This is a genomic window from Streptosporangium subroseum (assembly GCF_900188345.1).
Taxonomy (GTDB): domain Bacteria; phylum Actinomycetota; class Actinomycetes; order Streptosporangiales; family Streptosporangiaceae; genus Streptosporangium; species Streptosporangium subroseum.
The window spans coordinates 14,748-30,740 of sequence record NZ_FZOD01000001.1; the positions used below are offsets into that span (position 1 = coordinate 14,748).

At 69.1% G+C, this 15,993-nt stretch carries 14 protein-coding genes and 1 riboswitch; of the genes, 6 read left to right on the top strand and 8 right to left on the bottom strand.

The window, feature by feature from the left end; all coding sequences use genetic code 11:
* The first annotated feature begins 247 nt into the window (after positions 1 to 247).
* The 3 genes from CHC08_RS00090 to CHC08_RS00100 are packed head-to-tail and all read left to right on the top strand — an operon-like array spanning position 248 to position 3,302.
* Positions 248 to 1,546, top strand: coding sequence for an ABC transporter substrate-binding protein (locus CHC08_RS00090; RefSeq protein ID WP_245878040.1), 1,299 nt, complete (start codon positions 248 to 250; stop codon positions 1,544 to 1,546).
* Positions 1,543 to 2,418, top strand: coding sequence for a carbohydrate ABC transporter permease (locus CHC08_RS00095; RefSeq protein WP_089205046.1), 876 nt, complete (start codon positions 1,543 to 1,545; stop codon positions 2,416 to 2,418). The genes CHC08_RS00090 and CHC08_RS00095 overlap by 4 nt, the downstream gene beginning before the upstream one ends.
* A complete protein-coding gene (locus CHC08_RS00100; RefSeq protein ID WP_089205047.1) occupies positions 2,415 to 3,302 on the top strand; it encodes a carbohydrate ABC transporter permease in 888 nt (295 codons plus the stop codon). The genes CHC08_RS00095 and CHC08_RS00100 overlap by 4 nt, the downstream gene beginning before the upstream one ends.
* A 212-nt stretch (positions 3,303 to 3,514) precedes the next feature.
* Here the strand turns inward: CHC08_RS00100 and CHC08_RS00105 are convergent, their stop codons facing one another.
* The 5 genes from CHC08_RS00105 to CHC08_RS00125 form a co-directional block, all read right to left on the bottom strand.
* The gene (locus tag CHC08_RS00105; protein WP_089205048.1) at positions 3,515 to 5,587 is read right to left on the bottom strand and encodes a beta-galactosidase; all 2,073 of its coding nucleotides are present in this window, start codon (positions 5,585 to 5,587) and stop codon (positions 3,515 to 3,517) included.
* Between the two features lie 53 nt (positions 5,588 to 5,640).
* Positions 5,641 to 6,765: a glycosyltransferase family 4 protein gene (locus CHC08_RS00110; RefSeq protein ID WP_089205049.1), complete on the bottom strand. Its 1,125-nt coding sequence runs from the start codon at positions 6,763 to 6,765 to the stop codon at positions 5,641 to 5,643.
* Positions 6,762 to 8,039, bottom strand: a complete 1,278-nt coding sequence (locus tag CHC08_RS00115; protein ID WP_089205050.1) for a M48 family metallopeptidase — start codon at positions 8,037 to 8,039, stop codon at positions 6,762 to 6,764. The genes CHC08_RS00110 and CHC08_RS00115 overlap by 4 nt, the downstream gene beginning before the upstream one ends.
* Positions 8,036 to 8,821, bottom strand: a complete 786-nt coding sequence (locus tag CHC08_RS00120; protein WP_089205051.1) for a hypothetical protein — start codon at positions 8,819 to 8,821, stop codon at positions 8,036 to 8,038. The genes CHC08_RS00115 and CHC08_RS00120 overlap by 4 nt, the downstream gene beginning before the upstream one ends.
* Before the next feature lie 75 nt (positions 8,822 to 8,896).
* On the bottom strand, positions 8,897 to 9,430 hold the full coding sequence (locus CHC08_RS00125; RefSeq protein ID WP_089205365.1) for a C40 family peptidase: 534 nt from the start codon (positions 9,428 to 9,430) through the stop codon (positions 8,897 to 8,899).
* Positions 9,431 to 9,512: 82 nt separating this feature from the next.
* Positions 9,513 to 9,671, bottom strand: a riboswitch (cyclic di-AMP (ydaO/yuaA leader).
* Positions 9,672 to 10,281: 610 nt separating this feature from the next.
* Here CHC08_RS00125 and CHC08_RS00130 point away from each other — a divergent pair.
* Entirely contained in the window at positions 10,282 to 10,719 is a 438-nt protein-coding gene (locus tag CHC08_RS00130) for an Rrf2 family transcriptional regulator (RefSeq protein ID WP_245878041.1), read from the top strand.
* A 51-nt stretch (positions 10,720 to 10,770) separates the two neighbouring features.
* Here the strand turns inward: CHC08_RS00130 and CHC08_RS00135 are convergent, their stop codons facing one another.
* Positions 10,771 to 11,394, bottom strand: a complete 624-nt coding sequence (locus tag CHC08_RS00135) for a class I SAM-dependent methyltransferase (protein ID WP_089205052.1) — start codon at positions 11,392 to 11,394, stop codon at positions 10,771 to 10,773.
* Positions 11,395 to 11,515: 121 nt separating this feature from the next.
* Entirely contained in the window at positions 11,516 to 12,079 is a 564-nt protein-coding gene (locus tag CHC08_RS00140; protein ID WP_089205053.1) for a LemA family protein, read from the bottom strand.
* A 754-nt stretch (positions 12,080 to 12,833) separates the two neighbouring features.
* On the opposite strand from CHC08_RS00140, the gene CHC08_RS00145 reads away from it, so the two are divergent.
* Positions 12,834 to 14,177 carry a sensor histidine kinase gene (locus CHC08_RS00145; protein ID WP_179281810.1) on the top strand — a complete coding sequence of 448 codons (1,344 nt, stop codon included), beginning with the start codon at positions 12,834 to 12,836 and terminating at the stop codon, positions 14,175 to 14,177.
* Positions 14,178 to 14,284: 107 nt separating this feature from the next.
* Here CHC08_RS00145 and CHC08_RS00150 read toward each other — a convergent pair whose 3' ends face one another.
* The gene (locus CHC08_RS00150) at positions 14,285 to 14,785 is read right to left on the bottom strand and encodes a CGNR zinc finger domain-containing protein (protein WP_089205055.1); all 501 of its coding nucleotides are present in this window, start codon (positions 14,783 to 14,785) and stop codon (positions 14,285 to 14,287) included.
* 239 nt (positions 14,786 to 15,024) lie between these two features.
* Here CHC08_RS00150 and CHC08_RS00155 point away from each other — a divergent pair, with 239 nt between their 5' ends.
* A complete protein-coding gene (locus CHC08_RS00155; RefSeq protein ID WP_089205056.1) occupies positions 15,025 to 15,891 on the top strand; it encodes an alpha/beta fold hydrolase in 867 nt (288 codons plus the stop codon).
* Positions 15,892 to 15,993: the final 102 nt, after the last annotated feature.

The window sequence follows — 15,993 nt, forward strand, 5'->3', positions numbered from 1 at the left end:
GCGGGGACCCGGACGGGTCGCCGCGGCCTTTCTGCGTTCCCACCCGGGCCGCCCCGGACGACGCCGTACGAGCCGTTTTCCCCGGGCCGCCCGAGGCGCCTTGGGCCGCCGTGAGCCGCCGTGAGCCAAAGCACCATAAATCAACAATGATGCGAAAAGTTCATTGACAAGTCCTGGCGTTCGATCTTCTATGTGATGAAACGTGAGGGATTTCGGGGGAACATGAGCACTTCGGTCAGGAGAAGCCATGACCCACCCACTGCCGATGTCCCGCCGGACCATGCTTCAGAACTCGCTGCTCGGAGCCGCCGCGTTCGGCGTCCCGGCCATCCTGGCCGGCTGCTCCAACCCCGCTGACCAGGGCACTCCCGGCACCGGCGGAGCCGCGGCGCGGGGCACGGTCTCCGTGGGCTCGAACGCCTCCGACGAGGTTCCCAAGAAGGCGCTGCAGACGGTCGTGCAGGCGTTCACCCAGGCGGACGTGAAGATCAACACGGTTGACCACAACACGTTCCAGGAGAACATCAACCGCTATCTCCAGGGCAGGCCGGACGACGTGTTCACCTGGTTCGCCGGTTACCGGATGCGGTTCTTCGCGGAGCAGGGGCTCGCGACGGACATCTCCGACGTCTGGCAGGGGATCGGCGCCGACTACACCCCCGCCTTCAAGCAGGCGGCCACGGGCTCGGACGGCAAGCAGTACTTCGTGCCGTTCACCTACTACCCCTGGGCCGTCTTCTACCGCAAGAGCGTGTGGGAGGAGAAGGGCTACGCGGTTCCCAAGACCCTCGACGAGTTCACCGCGCTGGCCACGAAGATGAAGTCCGACGGGCTGGTCCCGATCGCCTTCGCCGACAAGGACGGCTGGCCGGCGATGGGCACCTTCGACATCGTCAACATGCGGGTCAACGGCTACGACTTCCACATCTCGCTCATGGCGGGCAAGGAGTCGTGGACCGACCCCAGGGTCAAGCAGGTCTTCGACACCTGGCGCGGGCTCCTGGAGCACCACCAGCCGGGCGCCAACGGGCGCACCTGGCAGGAGGCCGCCCAGTCGCTCCAGCAGAAGAAGACGGGCATGTATCTCCTGGGCATGTTCGTCGCCCAGCAGTTCCCCGAGAGCGACCTCGACGACCTCGACTTCTTCGCCTTCCCCGAGATCAACCCGCAGTTCGGTCAGGACTCGGTGGAGGCGCCGATCGACGGCTACATGATCTCAGCGAAGGCCAGGAACGTGGAGGGTGCCAAACAGCTGCTCAAGCACCTCGCCTCCGCCGCGTCGCAGAACGTGGCGACCAAGCTCGACCCCGGCACGCTCGCCGCCAGTTCCAAGGCCGACACGAGCGGCTACAGCGCGCTGCAGAAACGCGGCGCCGAGCTCGTCTCCCAGGCCGCGCACATCTCCCAGTTCCTCGACCGCGACACCCGCCCCGACTTCGCCTCGACCGTCATGATCCCCGCCCTCCAGCGGTTCATCGGCAAGCCCGACGACATCGACGCCCTGCTGAAGGACATCGAGGCACAGAAAACCAACATCTTCCGGTGACGCGCCTGCGAGCCCGTCGTCACTCCTCGCGCGACGTGGTCGTCCTGAGCATCGGGCTGGGCGTCGCGATCGGCGTCAACGTGGCCTTCATCTGGGGGCCCACGCTGGCCTCGATCGTGCTGTCCGGCACCGACTGGAACGGCATCTCCGAGATCCGCTGGGTCGGCGTCGAGAACTACCACGACCTCGCCACCTCCTATCCGCCGTTCTGGACCGCGGTCCGCAACAACGTGCTCTGGCTGGCCTTCCTCGGCCTGGTCGCGACCCCGTTCGGACTGTTCTGCGCGGTGCTGCTCGACCGGCGCATCCGGTTCTCCCGCCTCTACCAGGGCGCGCTCTACCTGCCGGTGGTGCTCTCCCTGGCGGTGGTCGGCTTCATCGCACAGCTCGTCTACTCCCAGGACTACGGCGTGCTCAACGCGGTGACCGGGAGGGAGACCGACTGGCTGGGCGATCCCTCGGTCAACATCTGGGTCGTCATGGTCGCGGCGGCCTGGCGGCACGTCGGTTACGTGATGATCATCTATCTCGCGGGCCTCAAGGCGGTGGACCCCGCCCTGAAGGAGGCCGCCGCGATCGACGGCGCCAGCGAGACGCAGGCGTTCTTCCGGGTGGTCTTCCCCACGCTCCGCCCGATCAACGTCATCGTCCTCGTCATCACGGTCATCGAGGCGTTGCGCGCGTTCGACATCGTCTACGCCATCAACAAGGGCAGGAACGGCCTGGAGCTGCTGTCGGTGCTCGTCACCGAGAACATCGTCGGCGAGGCCAGCCGGATCGGCTTCGGCTCGGCGATCGCGGTCGTCCTGCTGGTGATCTCGATGGGATTCATCATCGTCTATCTGACGCAGCTCTTCAGGGAGGAGCGGTGACACCGGCCATAGACGCTCCCGCCCCGCCCCGCCGGGTCAGGCCGTTGCGGATCCTGCTCCACGCCTTCCTGGGACTGGTGGCGCTGGGCTGGTTCGTTCCGCTGGCGCTCGCCCTCTACGCCTCGCTCCGGCCGTACCAGGAGACGGCCAGGCTCGGCTACTTCTCCCTGCCGGAGACGCTCACGCTCGACTACTACGGCGAGGCCTGGACCCAGGCCGAACTGCCCAAGTACTACCTCAACACGCTCATCATCGTGGTCCCGGGCGTGCTTCTCACCCTGCTGCTCGCCTCGTTCACCGCGTTCGCCATCGCCCGGACGCGCATCCCCGGCCGCCGCACCCTGCTGATCGTCTTCACCGCGGGCAACCTGCTCCCGCCCCAGGTGCTGATCACTCCGCTCTACACGGTCTACACGATGATCCCGCTGCCCTGGTGGCTGTCGGACTCCCTGTCCCTCTACGACTCCTACCTCGGGCTGACCCTCGTCCACGTGGCGTTCCAGTTCGGCTTCTGCGTGTTCGTGCTCACCAACTTCATGCGCACGATCCCCGAGTCGATCACCGAGGCCGCCCTGGTGGACGGGGCCGGCGTGTGGCGGCGCTACTGGCAGCTCACCCTGCCCCTGTGCCGTCCGGCCCTGGCCGCGCTGGGCACGCTCCAGTTCACCTGGATGTACAACGACTTCCTCTGGGCGCTGGTGCTGATGTCCTCCGGCGACAAACTTCCCGTGACCAGCGCGCTGAACAACCTCCGCGGCCAGTTCTTCACCGACTACAACCTGCTCGCCGCCGGATCGGTGCTCGTCGCGCTCCCCACGCTCATCGTCTTCCAGCTTCTTCACAAACACTTCATCGCGGGTCTCACCCTGGGCTCCACGAAATAACCGCCGGCCTCGCCCGGGACGCCACCGGGTGAGGTGGCAACCTCGGCGGGGGGCGCCGCCAGATGACTGGCTGCCCGCCCGGAAAAACACACGATCCCCACCCGGCCTCCGGTCGCCGGCTGCCCGCCCGGAAAAACGCCCGATCCCACCCGGCCTCCGGTCGCCGGCTCCACCGGTGACCGGCTGCCCGCCGGGGAGGACACGCCCGGCCCCTACCCGGCCTCCGGGCGTTGCCTGATCACGGCGACGCCGCCCGCCGGCACCGTACCGGGGAAGTCCTTCGTGGTGAGCAGGTCGGTGCCGGACTCGGCCAGCTCGACGTCCTTCTCGTCGTCGTGATTGATCGCGAACAGGTAGGTGGAGCCGTCGGGGTGGCTCCGCCGTACGAGCTCCAGGCCGGGAGCCGGGGCGGCGATGCCCGTCTCGGCGGCGATCCGGGCGAGCAGGCGCCGCAGGGAGACCTCGTCCAGCCGGGTGGAGACGTACCAGGCCGCGCCGGAACCGTGCTCGTTGCGGGTGATGGCGGGCGCCCCCGCCAGGTGGCGGGCCCAGGGGTCGTACCCGCCGCCCGAGGAGGCGTCGCCGTTGGGGAAGCCACCCCCGGAGCCGCCGACGGAGAAACTCCCGGTCCCGGAACCGCCGAGGCGGAATCCGTCATCGGTGTATGAGGCGATCACCTCGGCGGTGGTGGTCCGGCCGAGCTCACGCCAGACCCCGCCGGTGGAGCCGTCGGACAGCGTCACCGTACGGCCCTCGCCCAGGGGCACGAACTCCTCCATGCGCACGCCGAGAAGGTCGCGCAGGGCGCCGGGGTAGCCGCCGGTCCAGACGGCGTCGTTCTCGTCGACGACGCCGGAGTAGGCGCCGACGACCAGCGTGCCGCCGCCTTCGACGTAGAAGTCCAGGGCCGCCCGGTCGGTCTCGCCGAGCACGTACAGGGAGGGCAGCAGGAGCAGCGGGTAGGAGCTGAAGTCGCCGTGGGCCGGGAGGAAGTCCACGGTGACGCCGAGCTTCCACAGGGCCCGGTGCCAGGTGGCGAGCTCATCGCGCACGGTCATGTCGACGCTCGGGTGGCTGGGCTGTTCCTGCGCCCAGACGCTCTGCCAGTCGAACACGATCGCCACGTCGGCGCTGACCCTGGAGCCCTCGACCTCCTCCAGCCTGCGCAGGTCGGCGCCGAGCTCGCAGACCTCCCTCCAGACGCGCGAGTCCACGCCCGCGTGCGGGAGCAGCGCGGAGTGATACTTCTCCGCTCCGGCGCGGGAGGCCCGCCACTGGAAGAACAGCGCGCCGTCGGATCCCCTGGCCACGTGGGCCAGGGAGTTGCGGCGCATCTGGCCGGGGGTCTTGGGAATGTTGCGCGGCTGCCAGTTGACCGCGCTGGTGGAGTGCTCCATCAGCAGCCACGGCGCTCCGCCCGCGAGACCCCGGGTGATGTCGGCGGCGAAGGCCAGGTCGATGTGGGCCTCGGGGTCGTGGGCGCGGAGGTAGTGGTCGGTGGAGACCACGTCCACGTGCGGCGCCCACTCCCAGTAGTCGATGTCCCAGTGCAGCCCGGCCATGAAGTTGGTGGTCACCGGGACGCCGGGGCTCACCTCCCGCAGAACCTCCAGCTCGGCCAGGTAGCAGGCGAGCAGCTCGGCGGAGCTGAACCGGAAGAAGTCCAGTGCCTGGGCGGGGTTGGGGACGGCCGGGGTCCTGCGCGGCGGCAGGACCTCCTCGAACGAGGTGTACTCCTGCGACCAGAACCGCGTGCCCCAGGCCTCGTTCAGCCGGGGCAGGTCGTAGCGGTCGCGGAGCCAGTCGCGGAACGCCGCGGCGGAGACGTCGCAGTAGCAGCGCGCCACGTGGCAGCCGTACTCGTTGCCGACGTGCCACATGCGCAGCGCGGGGTGGTCGCGGTACCGCTCGGCCAGGGCCCGTGCCAGCCGTACGGCGGCGGCCCGGTAGCTCGGCGAGGAGGGGCAGTAGGCCTGGCGGCTTCCCGGCCACAGGACGTGCCCGCCCGCGTCCACCGGGAGCGAGTCGGGGTGGGCGGCGGAGAACCACGGCGGGGGGCTCGCGGTGGCCGTCGCCAGGTCGACGCCGATCCCGTTCGCGTCCAGCAGGTCGAGCACCCGGTCCAGCCACCCGAACTCGTGGGAACCCTCCCGCGGCTCCAGCAGCGCCCAGGAGAAGACGCCGACTGTCACCAGGTTGACTCCGGCCTCACGCATGCGCACCACGTCGTCGTGCCACACCTGCTCCGGCCACTGCTCGGGGTTGTAGTCACCGCCGAAGTACATAAGACCTCCCGTTTGCAGCCCGGATCACCTTAGAACACGGCGCGGGGCATGGCCTAGAAGGTCGGCGCACCTTCGAGCAACTGGGCGAACCGGGAGGCGACGAGGTCCCAGCCCCACTCGCGCGTGACCCACTCCCGTCCGCGCTCCCCCATCGCGCGCGCCCCTGCGGGGTCCTTCAGCAGGCCGACCAGCGCCGCCGCGACCTCGCGCGCGGAGGTGCCGTCGACCACCAGCCCCGTCTCCCCGTGCAGCACCGCGTCCGGGGCTCCGCCCGACGAGCCCGCCACCACGGGCAGCCCGCTGGCGGAGGCCTCCAGGTAGACGATGCCGAGCCCCTCCACGTCGATGCCGCCCAGGCGGGTACGGCACGGCATGGCGAACACGTCGGCCGCGGCGAGGTGGCCGGACAGCGACGCCCCCGGCACCGGTCCGGTGAACCTGACCGAGTCGCCCAGCGTCCGGGCCAACCGTTCCAGGGTCTTCCTGTACGGCCCGCCGCCGACGAGGAGCAGCACCCCGTCGGGCACGGCGCGCAGCACGTGGGGCCAGGCGCGCAGGAGGGTGTCCTGGCCCTTGCGCGGCACCAGCCGGGACAGGCAGACCACGACCGGCCGGTCCCCCAGGCCGAGCGCCGCGCGCACCCCCTCGCCGCCGGCGTCCGGCCGGAACACGGCGGTGTCGACGCCGGGCGCGAGCCGTACCAGCTTGTGGGGCGGGATCACCTTCGCCAGCCTTCGCCGGGTGTACTCCCCCAGGTAGGTCACCACGTCGGCGTGGCCGCCGATCCTCGCGAGCAGCGGGCGGGCGATCGGGACCCCCGCCCAGGCCGCCTCGTGGCCGTGGGTGACCATGACGACGCGGCGGGCCCCGGCCGCGCGCATCCTGGGCGCGAGCAGGCCGAGTGGCGCCGCCGCCCCGAACACCACCGTGTCGCACTTGAACTCGGCGATCAGGGCGGCGGCCCGGCGGGCGACCGCGGACGTGGGCAGCATCAGCGAGGTGGGGTGACGTACGACCGGGTAGGGCTGCCGGCCGTCGAAGCTCTCGCAGCCGGGCCATTCGGGGGCGTAGACGACCACCGAGTCCGGCGGGCGGCAGGCGGCGAGGCCGTACACGAACGACTGGATCCCGCCTGCCCGGGGCGGGAAGTCGTTGGTGACGATGAGGGTGCGGCTCACGGCGCGGGGAGGCCGTGCAGCAGGGCCCAGGAGCGCGCCATGGCGATGCGCTGCGGGGTCGTGGGGTGGGAGGCGTAGAGGAGGTATTCGAAGGCGTCGGGCGACAGATCCGAGATGTTGGCGACGGCCAGCCGTTTCTGCATGGACACGAACGTCGCCGGATCCTTGGTCAGGTTCAGCGCGTGGAGGTCGGCGCGGGCCTCGATGTGCCTGCTGATCAGGTTCTGGGCGGGGCCGGACAGGACCGTGGCCAGGCTCAGCAGCCCCATGATCAGTCCCACCGCCCTCGGGTCGGCGAGCGAGGTGATCCCGGTGCGCCGCCGTACGGCTCCCGCCGAGGTCACCAGGTAGAGCAGGCACGCCCCGCACGCGGCGGCCAGGCCGCCGATGAGCGTGCCGGACAGCACGTCGCCCGCCTTGGCGTGGCCCAGCTCGTGCGCGACCACCAGCTCGACCTGGTCGGCGGGCGCCCGGAGCAGCGTGTCGTAGACCACGATCCTGCGCGTCGCGCCGAATCCGGAGACGTAGGCGTTGAGCGCCGTGGTCCGCCGGGAGGCGTCGGCGACGAGCACGTCCTCGACCGGCACGCCGTCCCTGGAGGCCATGGCGAGCAGGTCGTCGCGGAGCTGCCCGGCGGCCATCGGCCGGAAGTCGTTGAAGATCGGCTCGATCACCACCGGGTAGGCGAACGAGGCGAGCAGGGTCAGCACGAACGCGCCGATCGCCGCGGGGATCCACCAGCGCCGGAAGCGCCGTGCCAGCGTGACCACCGCGAGCACCATGATCGCGGTCAGCCCGGTGCTGACTCCGAGGTTCTTGATCCGGTCGGCCGTCCAGGTCGCCCAGGTCTGGGTGGACAGCCCGAAGGCGCGCAGGTGGGTCTCCGACCACATCCCCAGCGGCCAGCGCAGGATCGCCACCGCCACCGACAGCCCCAGGACGCCGAGCAGCACCCGCAGCCACCACGGTCCTCTCAGGCGTCCGAGCAGCCGTGCGCCCAGCGGGGTGCTCACCAGCACTCCCGCGACGACCAGTGTCAGGCCGAGCGACAGGTAGGAGGGCACGCTGACCAGCGCGTCGAAGGTCTTCGCGCGGGCGATCTGCTCCGGGAGGAAGTCGCGGGCCGGGTCGGGGACGACGTCCGGCGCCCCCGCGGCCAGCTCTCGCCAGGGCGTGGTGAACGCCACGATCGCCAGCGTGACCGCCCCGAGGGCGGCCAGCGCCCACCCCGCCGTCCGGAGTCCCGCGGGCGTGTCCGTCTTACTCAGCGTCATCCGAGTTCCCTCCGGAGATAGTCGCGCCAGGCCCCGACGAGCGACGTCTCGGACAGGCCCAGGGTGCTCCCGACATCGCTACCGTAGAGCCTCACCAGCGCCTTCTCGCCATAGCGCTCGGCGATGAGACGGCAGGCGAGCCACGCCTCCTCGTAGGCCTGCGCCAGCCGCGGCGCTCCGGGGGCGAAGTCACCGGGCCCGGGGAGACGGGAGGGCAGGATGCCGTCGCGCACCTCCGGCGCCAGCTCGGCGGCGACCGTGCGGACCGCGATCCCCGCGTCGCGGTAACCCACGTAGTCGGCGAAGCCCTCCGACATCCACATCGGCACCCGGCCGCCCCGGGTCGCGCCGGTGGCCACGTGGGTGAGCTCGTGCGTGATCACCACGTCACGGCCGACCTCGCTGAGCCTCGCGTAGCCCGACGGCAGGACGATCACTCGATCCGAGGTCGCCAGCGCGGCCAGGCCGCCGGTGCCGCCGGCTCCGGCGAGCGCCGCGGCCTCGGCGTCCGTGGCGGGGAACAGGATCACCGCCCGGACCGGACCCCAGATCTCCTCGACGCTGCGGCGGGCGCGGTCGGCCCTGGAGGCCAGATCACGGAGACTTCCGTACGGGACGCCGTGGCCGATCACGAGGGAACGCTCACCTCGCACGACGGTCGCCGCGCCGGGCCAGAGGCCGCGCGTGTCCTGCGGAAACGGCCCGCCTCCGGCGAGCGGAGCGGCACTGATCAGCGCCAACATCCCGGTGAGCACGGCGCGGCGCCCCTTCGGGACGGACATATCGATTGATGCTACTCGACGGACATGGAGCGGCCCCGTCCATCCGCGCGGATGGACGGGGCCGTCTCCCTTGGGTCAGCCGCCGGGACGGACCGCTCCGGTGAAGGAGGACTTGTAGTACCCCTCCAGCTTCACGATCCGGACCGTCTTGCCGCTGCTCGGCGAGTGGACCATCCTGCCCTTGCCGACGTACATGCCGACGTGGCCCTTCCCGCTGAAGAACATCAGGTCACCGGGGTGCAGGTTGCGCCACGAGACCTTCTTCCTGACAGCCCTGTACTGGCTGTACGTGATGCGGGGGAGCTTGACGCCTGCTTTCCGCCATGAGTACTGGACGAGCCCTGAGCAGTCGAACGCGCCTGGGCCGGTGGCACCCCACCGGTACGGAGCGCCGATCTGCCTCCTGGCCGTGGAGACGGCCTTCTTGGCCTTCACCTTCTGCTGTGCGACCTTGCTCAACCTGGCCTTCGCCGTGCTTCTGACCTGGGTCGAGGTCTTCGCCGTGCTCTTGGTCTGAGCCGTGCTCCTGACCTGAAGGGCGGTCGCGCTGTTCGCCGTCGCCTGTGCCGCCGTGGGCCCCAACGCGACCGCTCCGGTTGAGGCGGTCATCGTGAGGGCGAATCCGCCGATGGAAAGGCGGAAAAGGCGCGACAAACGGGGGTTATGCAGGGTGGTAGACAGGATTTCTCCTTGGGACTTCCACTGATGCCTACCGGGTTAGCTGACGGATTCGGGCTGGGAAGATGCCCTACGGCGAAATGCGCCGATTCACCCCTGGCCACGCTTTTAAGGGCCCTTTGGGTCCCCGGTTCCATGCCTCCTGGCTGCATGAATTCGGCAGGCCACCGCAGTGGGGTCGAACCCCGATGGGGAGAAGCGGTGGCCGGTTGGATTTCTATGAGGAACACCGGCCCTGGGGCCGACATTCACCGCGACGGCATGGCTTGAACGTCGCGACGCCAGAAACTACCCCGGTCTTCAACGTTCGGCAAAGCAATCGTCATGTTCGAAGATCGAAGAGAGCTCTTCGCCCTTCCAGACTCCCTGCATAAGGGCTATTTATGCTAATGAGATATGACTCTGGTCACATTCCATGAATCACCATGGCAAATGCTCCATTTCTGTCAGATACATCACATCCGACTTGATCTTCAATATGATCTCCGTCACCGCGTGTGATCTTTATTGCCGCCCATGGTCATTCACTTCCGTGCAGGACCATTCACCGTCGTTCTCGCCGCGATCCTCACCGCTCCGACCGTGGACGGCGGATCACCGGAGAGCCCCGCAAGCGATGGCCCAGATTCGGGACGAACATGCGGAAACCGGCCGATAACGGCAGGCGGAAACGACTCCTCTACTCGGTGCGTTTCTGGCCGCCGGCCCCGCGCACAAGGCCAAGCGGGCGCTTGGCAGCGATCGTTATAACATGTACTGTTACATCCGGCGGAGATGAGGCGATGATGAGCGCGAACAGCAGGTTGACGATCGCCGCGCACATACTGGCGTGGATGGAGCTCGACCGGCGTGGCGGCCGCGAGGTCGTGACCTCGGAGCAGATCGCCGGCAGCGTGAACACCAATCCGGTGGTCATCAGGCGCTGCCTCGGAGACCTCCGCAAAGCCGGCTTCGTGGAGGCGCGGCGCGGCGCGGGAGCCGGATGGAGCCTGGTTCGCGATCCCGAGTCGATCAGCCTGTTCGACGTTCACCAGGCCGTCGAACAGGGCCCCCTGTTCGGCATGCACCACACTCCGCCGAACGAGGGCTGCCCGGTGGGCTACGGAATCCAGCCCGCGCTGCGGCGCGTGTACGGCGGACTCGAAGAAGCCGTGCGGCAACAGCTCGCCCAGACCTCGGTCGCCGACGTCCTCCGGGACGTGCTGGCCCAGCAGCGATGACAGACGTGCCCGGCCTGAGCCGAGGATGTCGCGGCCCTCACCTTTAGGCCCTCACTCCCCGGGGTCGGAATGGGACCTCGAGGCCGTGAAGACCAGCGCGGGCGGGACGTTGAGCCAGACAGGGCCCATGGTGCCGACGGTGGCGAAGGTGTGGTTCAGGAGCCCGCGGAACCGCCTGAACCGCCGGGAGGGCATCGCGGAGAGGGTGATGACGGTGCTGAACCTCCCGCCCAGAGCGAGGGCGGCCGACACCCCGTCCAGAATATGTTTCTGTCGCTGCTCGTCGAACAGGGTCCAGGGGAGCGAGGAGATGACCGCGTCGACCCGGGTCACCCCGGCCCGTCCCAGCAACTTCTCCAGGTCACCCGCGTCATCGGCGATCACTTCCAACCAGGGGCGGCTGCGCCGCAGATGGCGGACCATGTCGTCGTTGAGTTCGACGGCGAGCTGCCGCCCGCCCGGTGGAAGGCGCTCGCGAATCGCGTCACTGATCACACCACCGCCCGCGCCGAGCTCGACGACCACGGCTCCATGAGTGACCGGGACGACCGACGCGGCCAGGCGGGCCACGGCCTTTGAGCTGGGCGCGATCGCGCCCAGCTCAAAGGGATTACGAATGATCGCGCCAAGGAAGGTGCGGGTGTCCCCGTTGGCTGGACGAGTTTCGGACGACATTCGCAGCTCATTCCCCCAGGTGAGAGCGTTATGCCAGGTTGACACGCATAGGCAAGCCGATGTCCTTGGCCGCAGCGCGTTCACCTGGGCGCCCATCCCTTTCACGACAGGAGAAACCGCTCTAGAATCGCGCCCTCACCGGGCTGCGCTCCTCATCCGGCGCGCGGAAGTATTCGCGCTGCGAGAAGCCGTTCACACTCGCCACAATGTTGGCCGGGGCCATCTGGATCGCGTTGTTGTAGATGAGAGCGGCGTCGTTGTAGCACTGCCGGAAGTGGGCGATCCGGCTCTCGGTGGCGGCCAGCTCCTCCCGCAGCTTGGCGAAGTTCCGGCCGGCCTTCAGGTCCGGATAGGCCTCGGCCACCGCGAGCAGGCTCCGCAGCGCCCCGGACAGCAGGTTCTCGGCGGTCACCTGATCGGCGGGAGTCCGCGCGCCGACGGCCCGGGAACGCGCGGCGGCCACCGCCTCCAGAGCCTGCCGCTCGTGGACGGCGTGGCCCTCCATGGTCTCCACCAGGATGGAGGCGAGGTCGTGACGGCGCCTGAGCTGCGCGTCCGCCTGCGCCCAGGCGCTGTCCACCGCGCCACACCTGCTGACCAGGCCGTTGTATGTCGAGACGACGAGCAGGACAAGAAGCAGGAAGAGGAACAGGGCGAGAAAAACGAGAACGGCAGTGGTAATCAAGGGAGGCCTCCCGGTCGAGTGGCAGCCGTGCGCCCGGCAGACATCGCCCGCCGCACCATGGACATCTGACCCCGAACCCCTTGCATTCCGCCTACACGGGCCGTCGCTCTCTCTCCGGCCCTCTCCGGTTCAAGGTCGGCACTCCGGCGCGCCGCCACCGCCGGCGACCCACGCGTACAGCCAGGACTTCGCGACCCCCTGGAAGGGCAATACTGTATACGGTATGTACAATACAGTTATACGAAAGGGGTGAAAGTCATTCAAGACATCGGCGATGATCTATAAAACCGCAGATCAGGTGATACACCTAAAGGGTTGGGGCGCGTCAGGAAACGCACCGCGCACATCATCCCCCGCGCCGATCCACGCCCACGGCGTCGAAGATCCGCCACGGAGCGCGGAGCGGCTCCGGGTGTCAACGCGAGGACGGCCAGGCGAGTAGTACGGCGTCCAGCGGCCTTGCGAACGCGAGGGACCGCGGAAATCACAGCACCACAGCAACGAACCGCAGCAACACAGCAACACGGAAACACGGTCCGGCCGTCGCGGTTGCAGGCGATATCTCGGCCTAATCGGATGAGCGACATCAAAACACCAGGTGTGGCCGCCGTGATCGCCTTGTTGACGACCGATTGAGTAGTCGACGGGCATGAGGGGGAAACCTATGCCTACCACGCCTCCGCTTTCACGGGGTGTCCTGTTCCGTCCGCGATCGATTCGCGGACGGGTCACCGTCCTCGTCAGCCTCCTGGCGGTGCTTCTCCTCGTTCCTTCGGGGTTGGTGGCCGGCCTGGTCGCACATCGGGCGATCAATGACAGCGTGTGGCTGCAAGCACGGCAGGAGGCCACCTCCGCCGCCGCCGCCGACCATCTCGGGCGGTTGACCGATCCCATCAAGTCCGGCGTCCCGGGAATCGACCTGGTGCAGGTCGTGGCGAGCAACCACCGCGTGGTCGCCTCCTCGGCCGACGCCCAGGGCCTGCCGCCCCTGAGTACGGCGTGGCCGACGCCGCAGGACCCGGAGCAGGATGTGGGGACCTGCGCGCAACGGCAACTGGGGTGCGTCCACCTCTCCGCGCTCCGGGTCACCTCGGCGCCGGACTCGCCCGTCGTCTACGCCGGTCGGCCCGCTCCCGCGGACAGCTCCACGAGAGTCATCGATTCCCTCTTCGCCGCCCAGGGCACCATATTGGTCCTCCTGGCCGCCTCGACAACCTGGAAGGTCACCGGCCGGACGCTACGGCCCGTCGAGGCGATCCGCGCCGAACTGGCCGCGATCAACGGCGACGACCTGGGCAGCCGCGTCCCGCAACCGATGGGTGACGACGAGATCGCCAGGCTGGCCCGGACCGTCAACGGCACTCTGGAACGGCTGGAGAACGCCAGGGACCGGATGAATCGGGCGCTGATCCAGCAGCGGCAGTTCGCCGCCGACGCCTCCCACGAGCTGCGCACCCCCGTCGCCGGCCTTCGCGCACAGTTGGAGGAGGCTCAGCTGCATCCCGAGGAGACCGACCTGAACGACCTGCTCGCGCACTCGCTGTACGACGTCGATCGGCTGCAGACGATCATCGCCGACCTGCTTCTGCTGACCCGGCTCGAGTCCAGCGCACCCGAGCTGCGGGAGAGGATCGATCTGGCGACCATTGTGGGGACGGAGGTCTCGCAGCGAGCCGATCCTGACAGGGTACGGCTCAGGCTCACTCCGGACGTGCCCGTCCACGCCATCCGCAGCCAGATCGGCCGCGCCATCACCAACCTGCTGGACAACGCCGAGCGGCACGCCAGGCGCACGGTGGTCATCGAGGTGCGGCAGAACGGCGACAGCGCCGAACTCATCGTCGACGACGACGGGGAGGGCGTCGCCGAAGCCGACCGGCAACGGATCTTCGAGCGGTTCACCCGGCTGGACGCGGCTCGTAGCCGCGACCAGGGAGGGACGGGCCTCGGCCTGGCCATCGCCCGCGGCATCGCCCAGGCCCACGACGGGACGGTCGAGGCCGGAGCCTCCCCCTCCGGAGGCGGACGCTTCATCCTCCGCCTGCCCTTGGCCGGACCCTCCGACAACGGCCAGGCAGCGAACGACAGGTCCACGTAGCCGGATCACCTTCGTTTCCCACTGGTCCATCCGGTGCCCGGCCGATCCGGGCCCTTCGCCCTCGTCTGGCGGTGAAGCGGGCCAGCTGGCCAGCGGGCCAGCGCCGTCTACCCGCCCGCGGTGCGCGTCCGCTCGTGATGGCGGCGCGCCTTCATACGGTTACCGCAGATCGCCATCGAGCACCATCTGGCCCGGTTGGCGTGGCTGCGGTCCAGCAGGAACAGCGCGCATTCGGGGTTGGCGCAGGCACGAAGGCGTCCGGGGGCGCTGCGGCGCAACTCGTCCCAGGCGAGGATCACCTCCACCGCGAAGCGCTCGTCCTCGTCCACGACGAGTTCCCATCGGAGCCCGTCGACGTCGAGATGCGGCACCTGGTGCGCGCGGGCGACCACCTCGGCGAGGGTGGGCGCCGGCGCGGTGCCACGCACGACGCGGTCCAGGAGATCCCGGGCGCGTCGCGTGAAGCGCAGCTCGCCTTCCGATCCGCGTCCGCCGTGCGTGCGCAGCCATCGCCGTCCCTCGGCGTCATCGGCGAGCGCGTCCTGAGGGGTCCCATCGATCACGGGCCGGCTGTTCAACAGGGCGAGAACGATGCCGTCCGGGGTCATCGGCACCCCCTCCTATCTAACCTGAAATCTCTCCCTGACAGGTTAGTGCATCGTCGTGGCCCCCGATCACTCTGCGCGGAGTCCGCAGGCGACGGGCCGGTGCGACGCCCACGCCGATCGCCTCCGTGCGTGGCCCATCGGATGCCCGGGCTCGACTAACCACATAGATCTGTTTGACAGGTTACATCGGTGGATGCTTCACTTTTCCTAACCACACAAGACGACTAAAGAGGTTAGAAATGGTTGAGATCAGGCACCTCACCGCCACCGTCGCGGGCCGGCAGGTCTTCTACCGCGAGGCCGGCCCGGCCGAGGCCCCCACTGTCGTGCTGCTGCACGGCTTCCCGACCAGCTCGCACATGTTCCGTCACCTGATCCCGCTCCTGGCGGACCGCTACCACGTGATCGCGCCCGACCACATCGGCTTCGGCCAGTCCTCCATGCCCTCCGTCGAGGAATTCCCCTACACCTTCGACGCCCTCACCGACATCACCGCCGGGCTCCTCGGGCAGCTGGGCGTCGAGAAGTTCGCGATCTACGTACAGGACTACGGGGCGCCCATCGGCTGGCGCCTGGCGACCCGCGATCCCGAGCAGATCACCGCGATCATCACCCAGAACGGCAACGCCTACACCGACGGGTTCGTCGACTCCTTCTGGAGGGGACTCTTCGCCTATGCCGCCGCCCCGGGGCCGGACACCGAGCCCCCCGTGCGCGGCGCGCTGTCTCTGGACAGCACCCGCTGGCAGTACCTCAACGGGGTCCCCGATCCCGGCCTTGTCAGCCCGGACACCTGGACCCACGACCAGTCGCTGCTGGACCGGCCCGGCAACGACGAGATCCAACTGCGGCTCTTCCGGGACTATCCGACCAACGTCGACCTCTACCCCGCCCTTCAGGAGTACTTCCGCACCAGGCAGGTCCCTCTGCTCGCCGTCTGGGGAGCAGGCGACGCGATCTTCGGACCCGACGGCGCCCGCGCCTTCCGGCGCGATCTGCCGCGCGCCGAGATCCACCTCCTCGACACCGGCCACTTCGCCCTGGAGAGCCACCTGGACACCATCGCCGGCTACATCCGCGGCTTCCTCGGCCGAACCCTGCGCTGAGCACGACCCACACGCCGGCCGGCTTCGGCTTTCGGCCACGATCGCCGTGGTTCCTCCGACGACCGCGGCCTTCAAAATCGTTAAGAGGCGAGCAGGCCACCA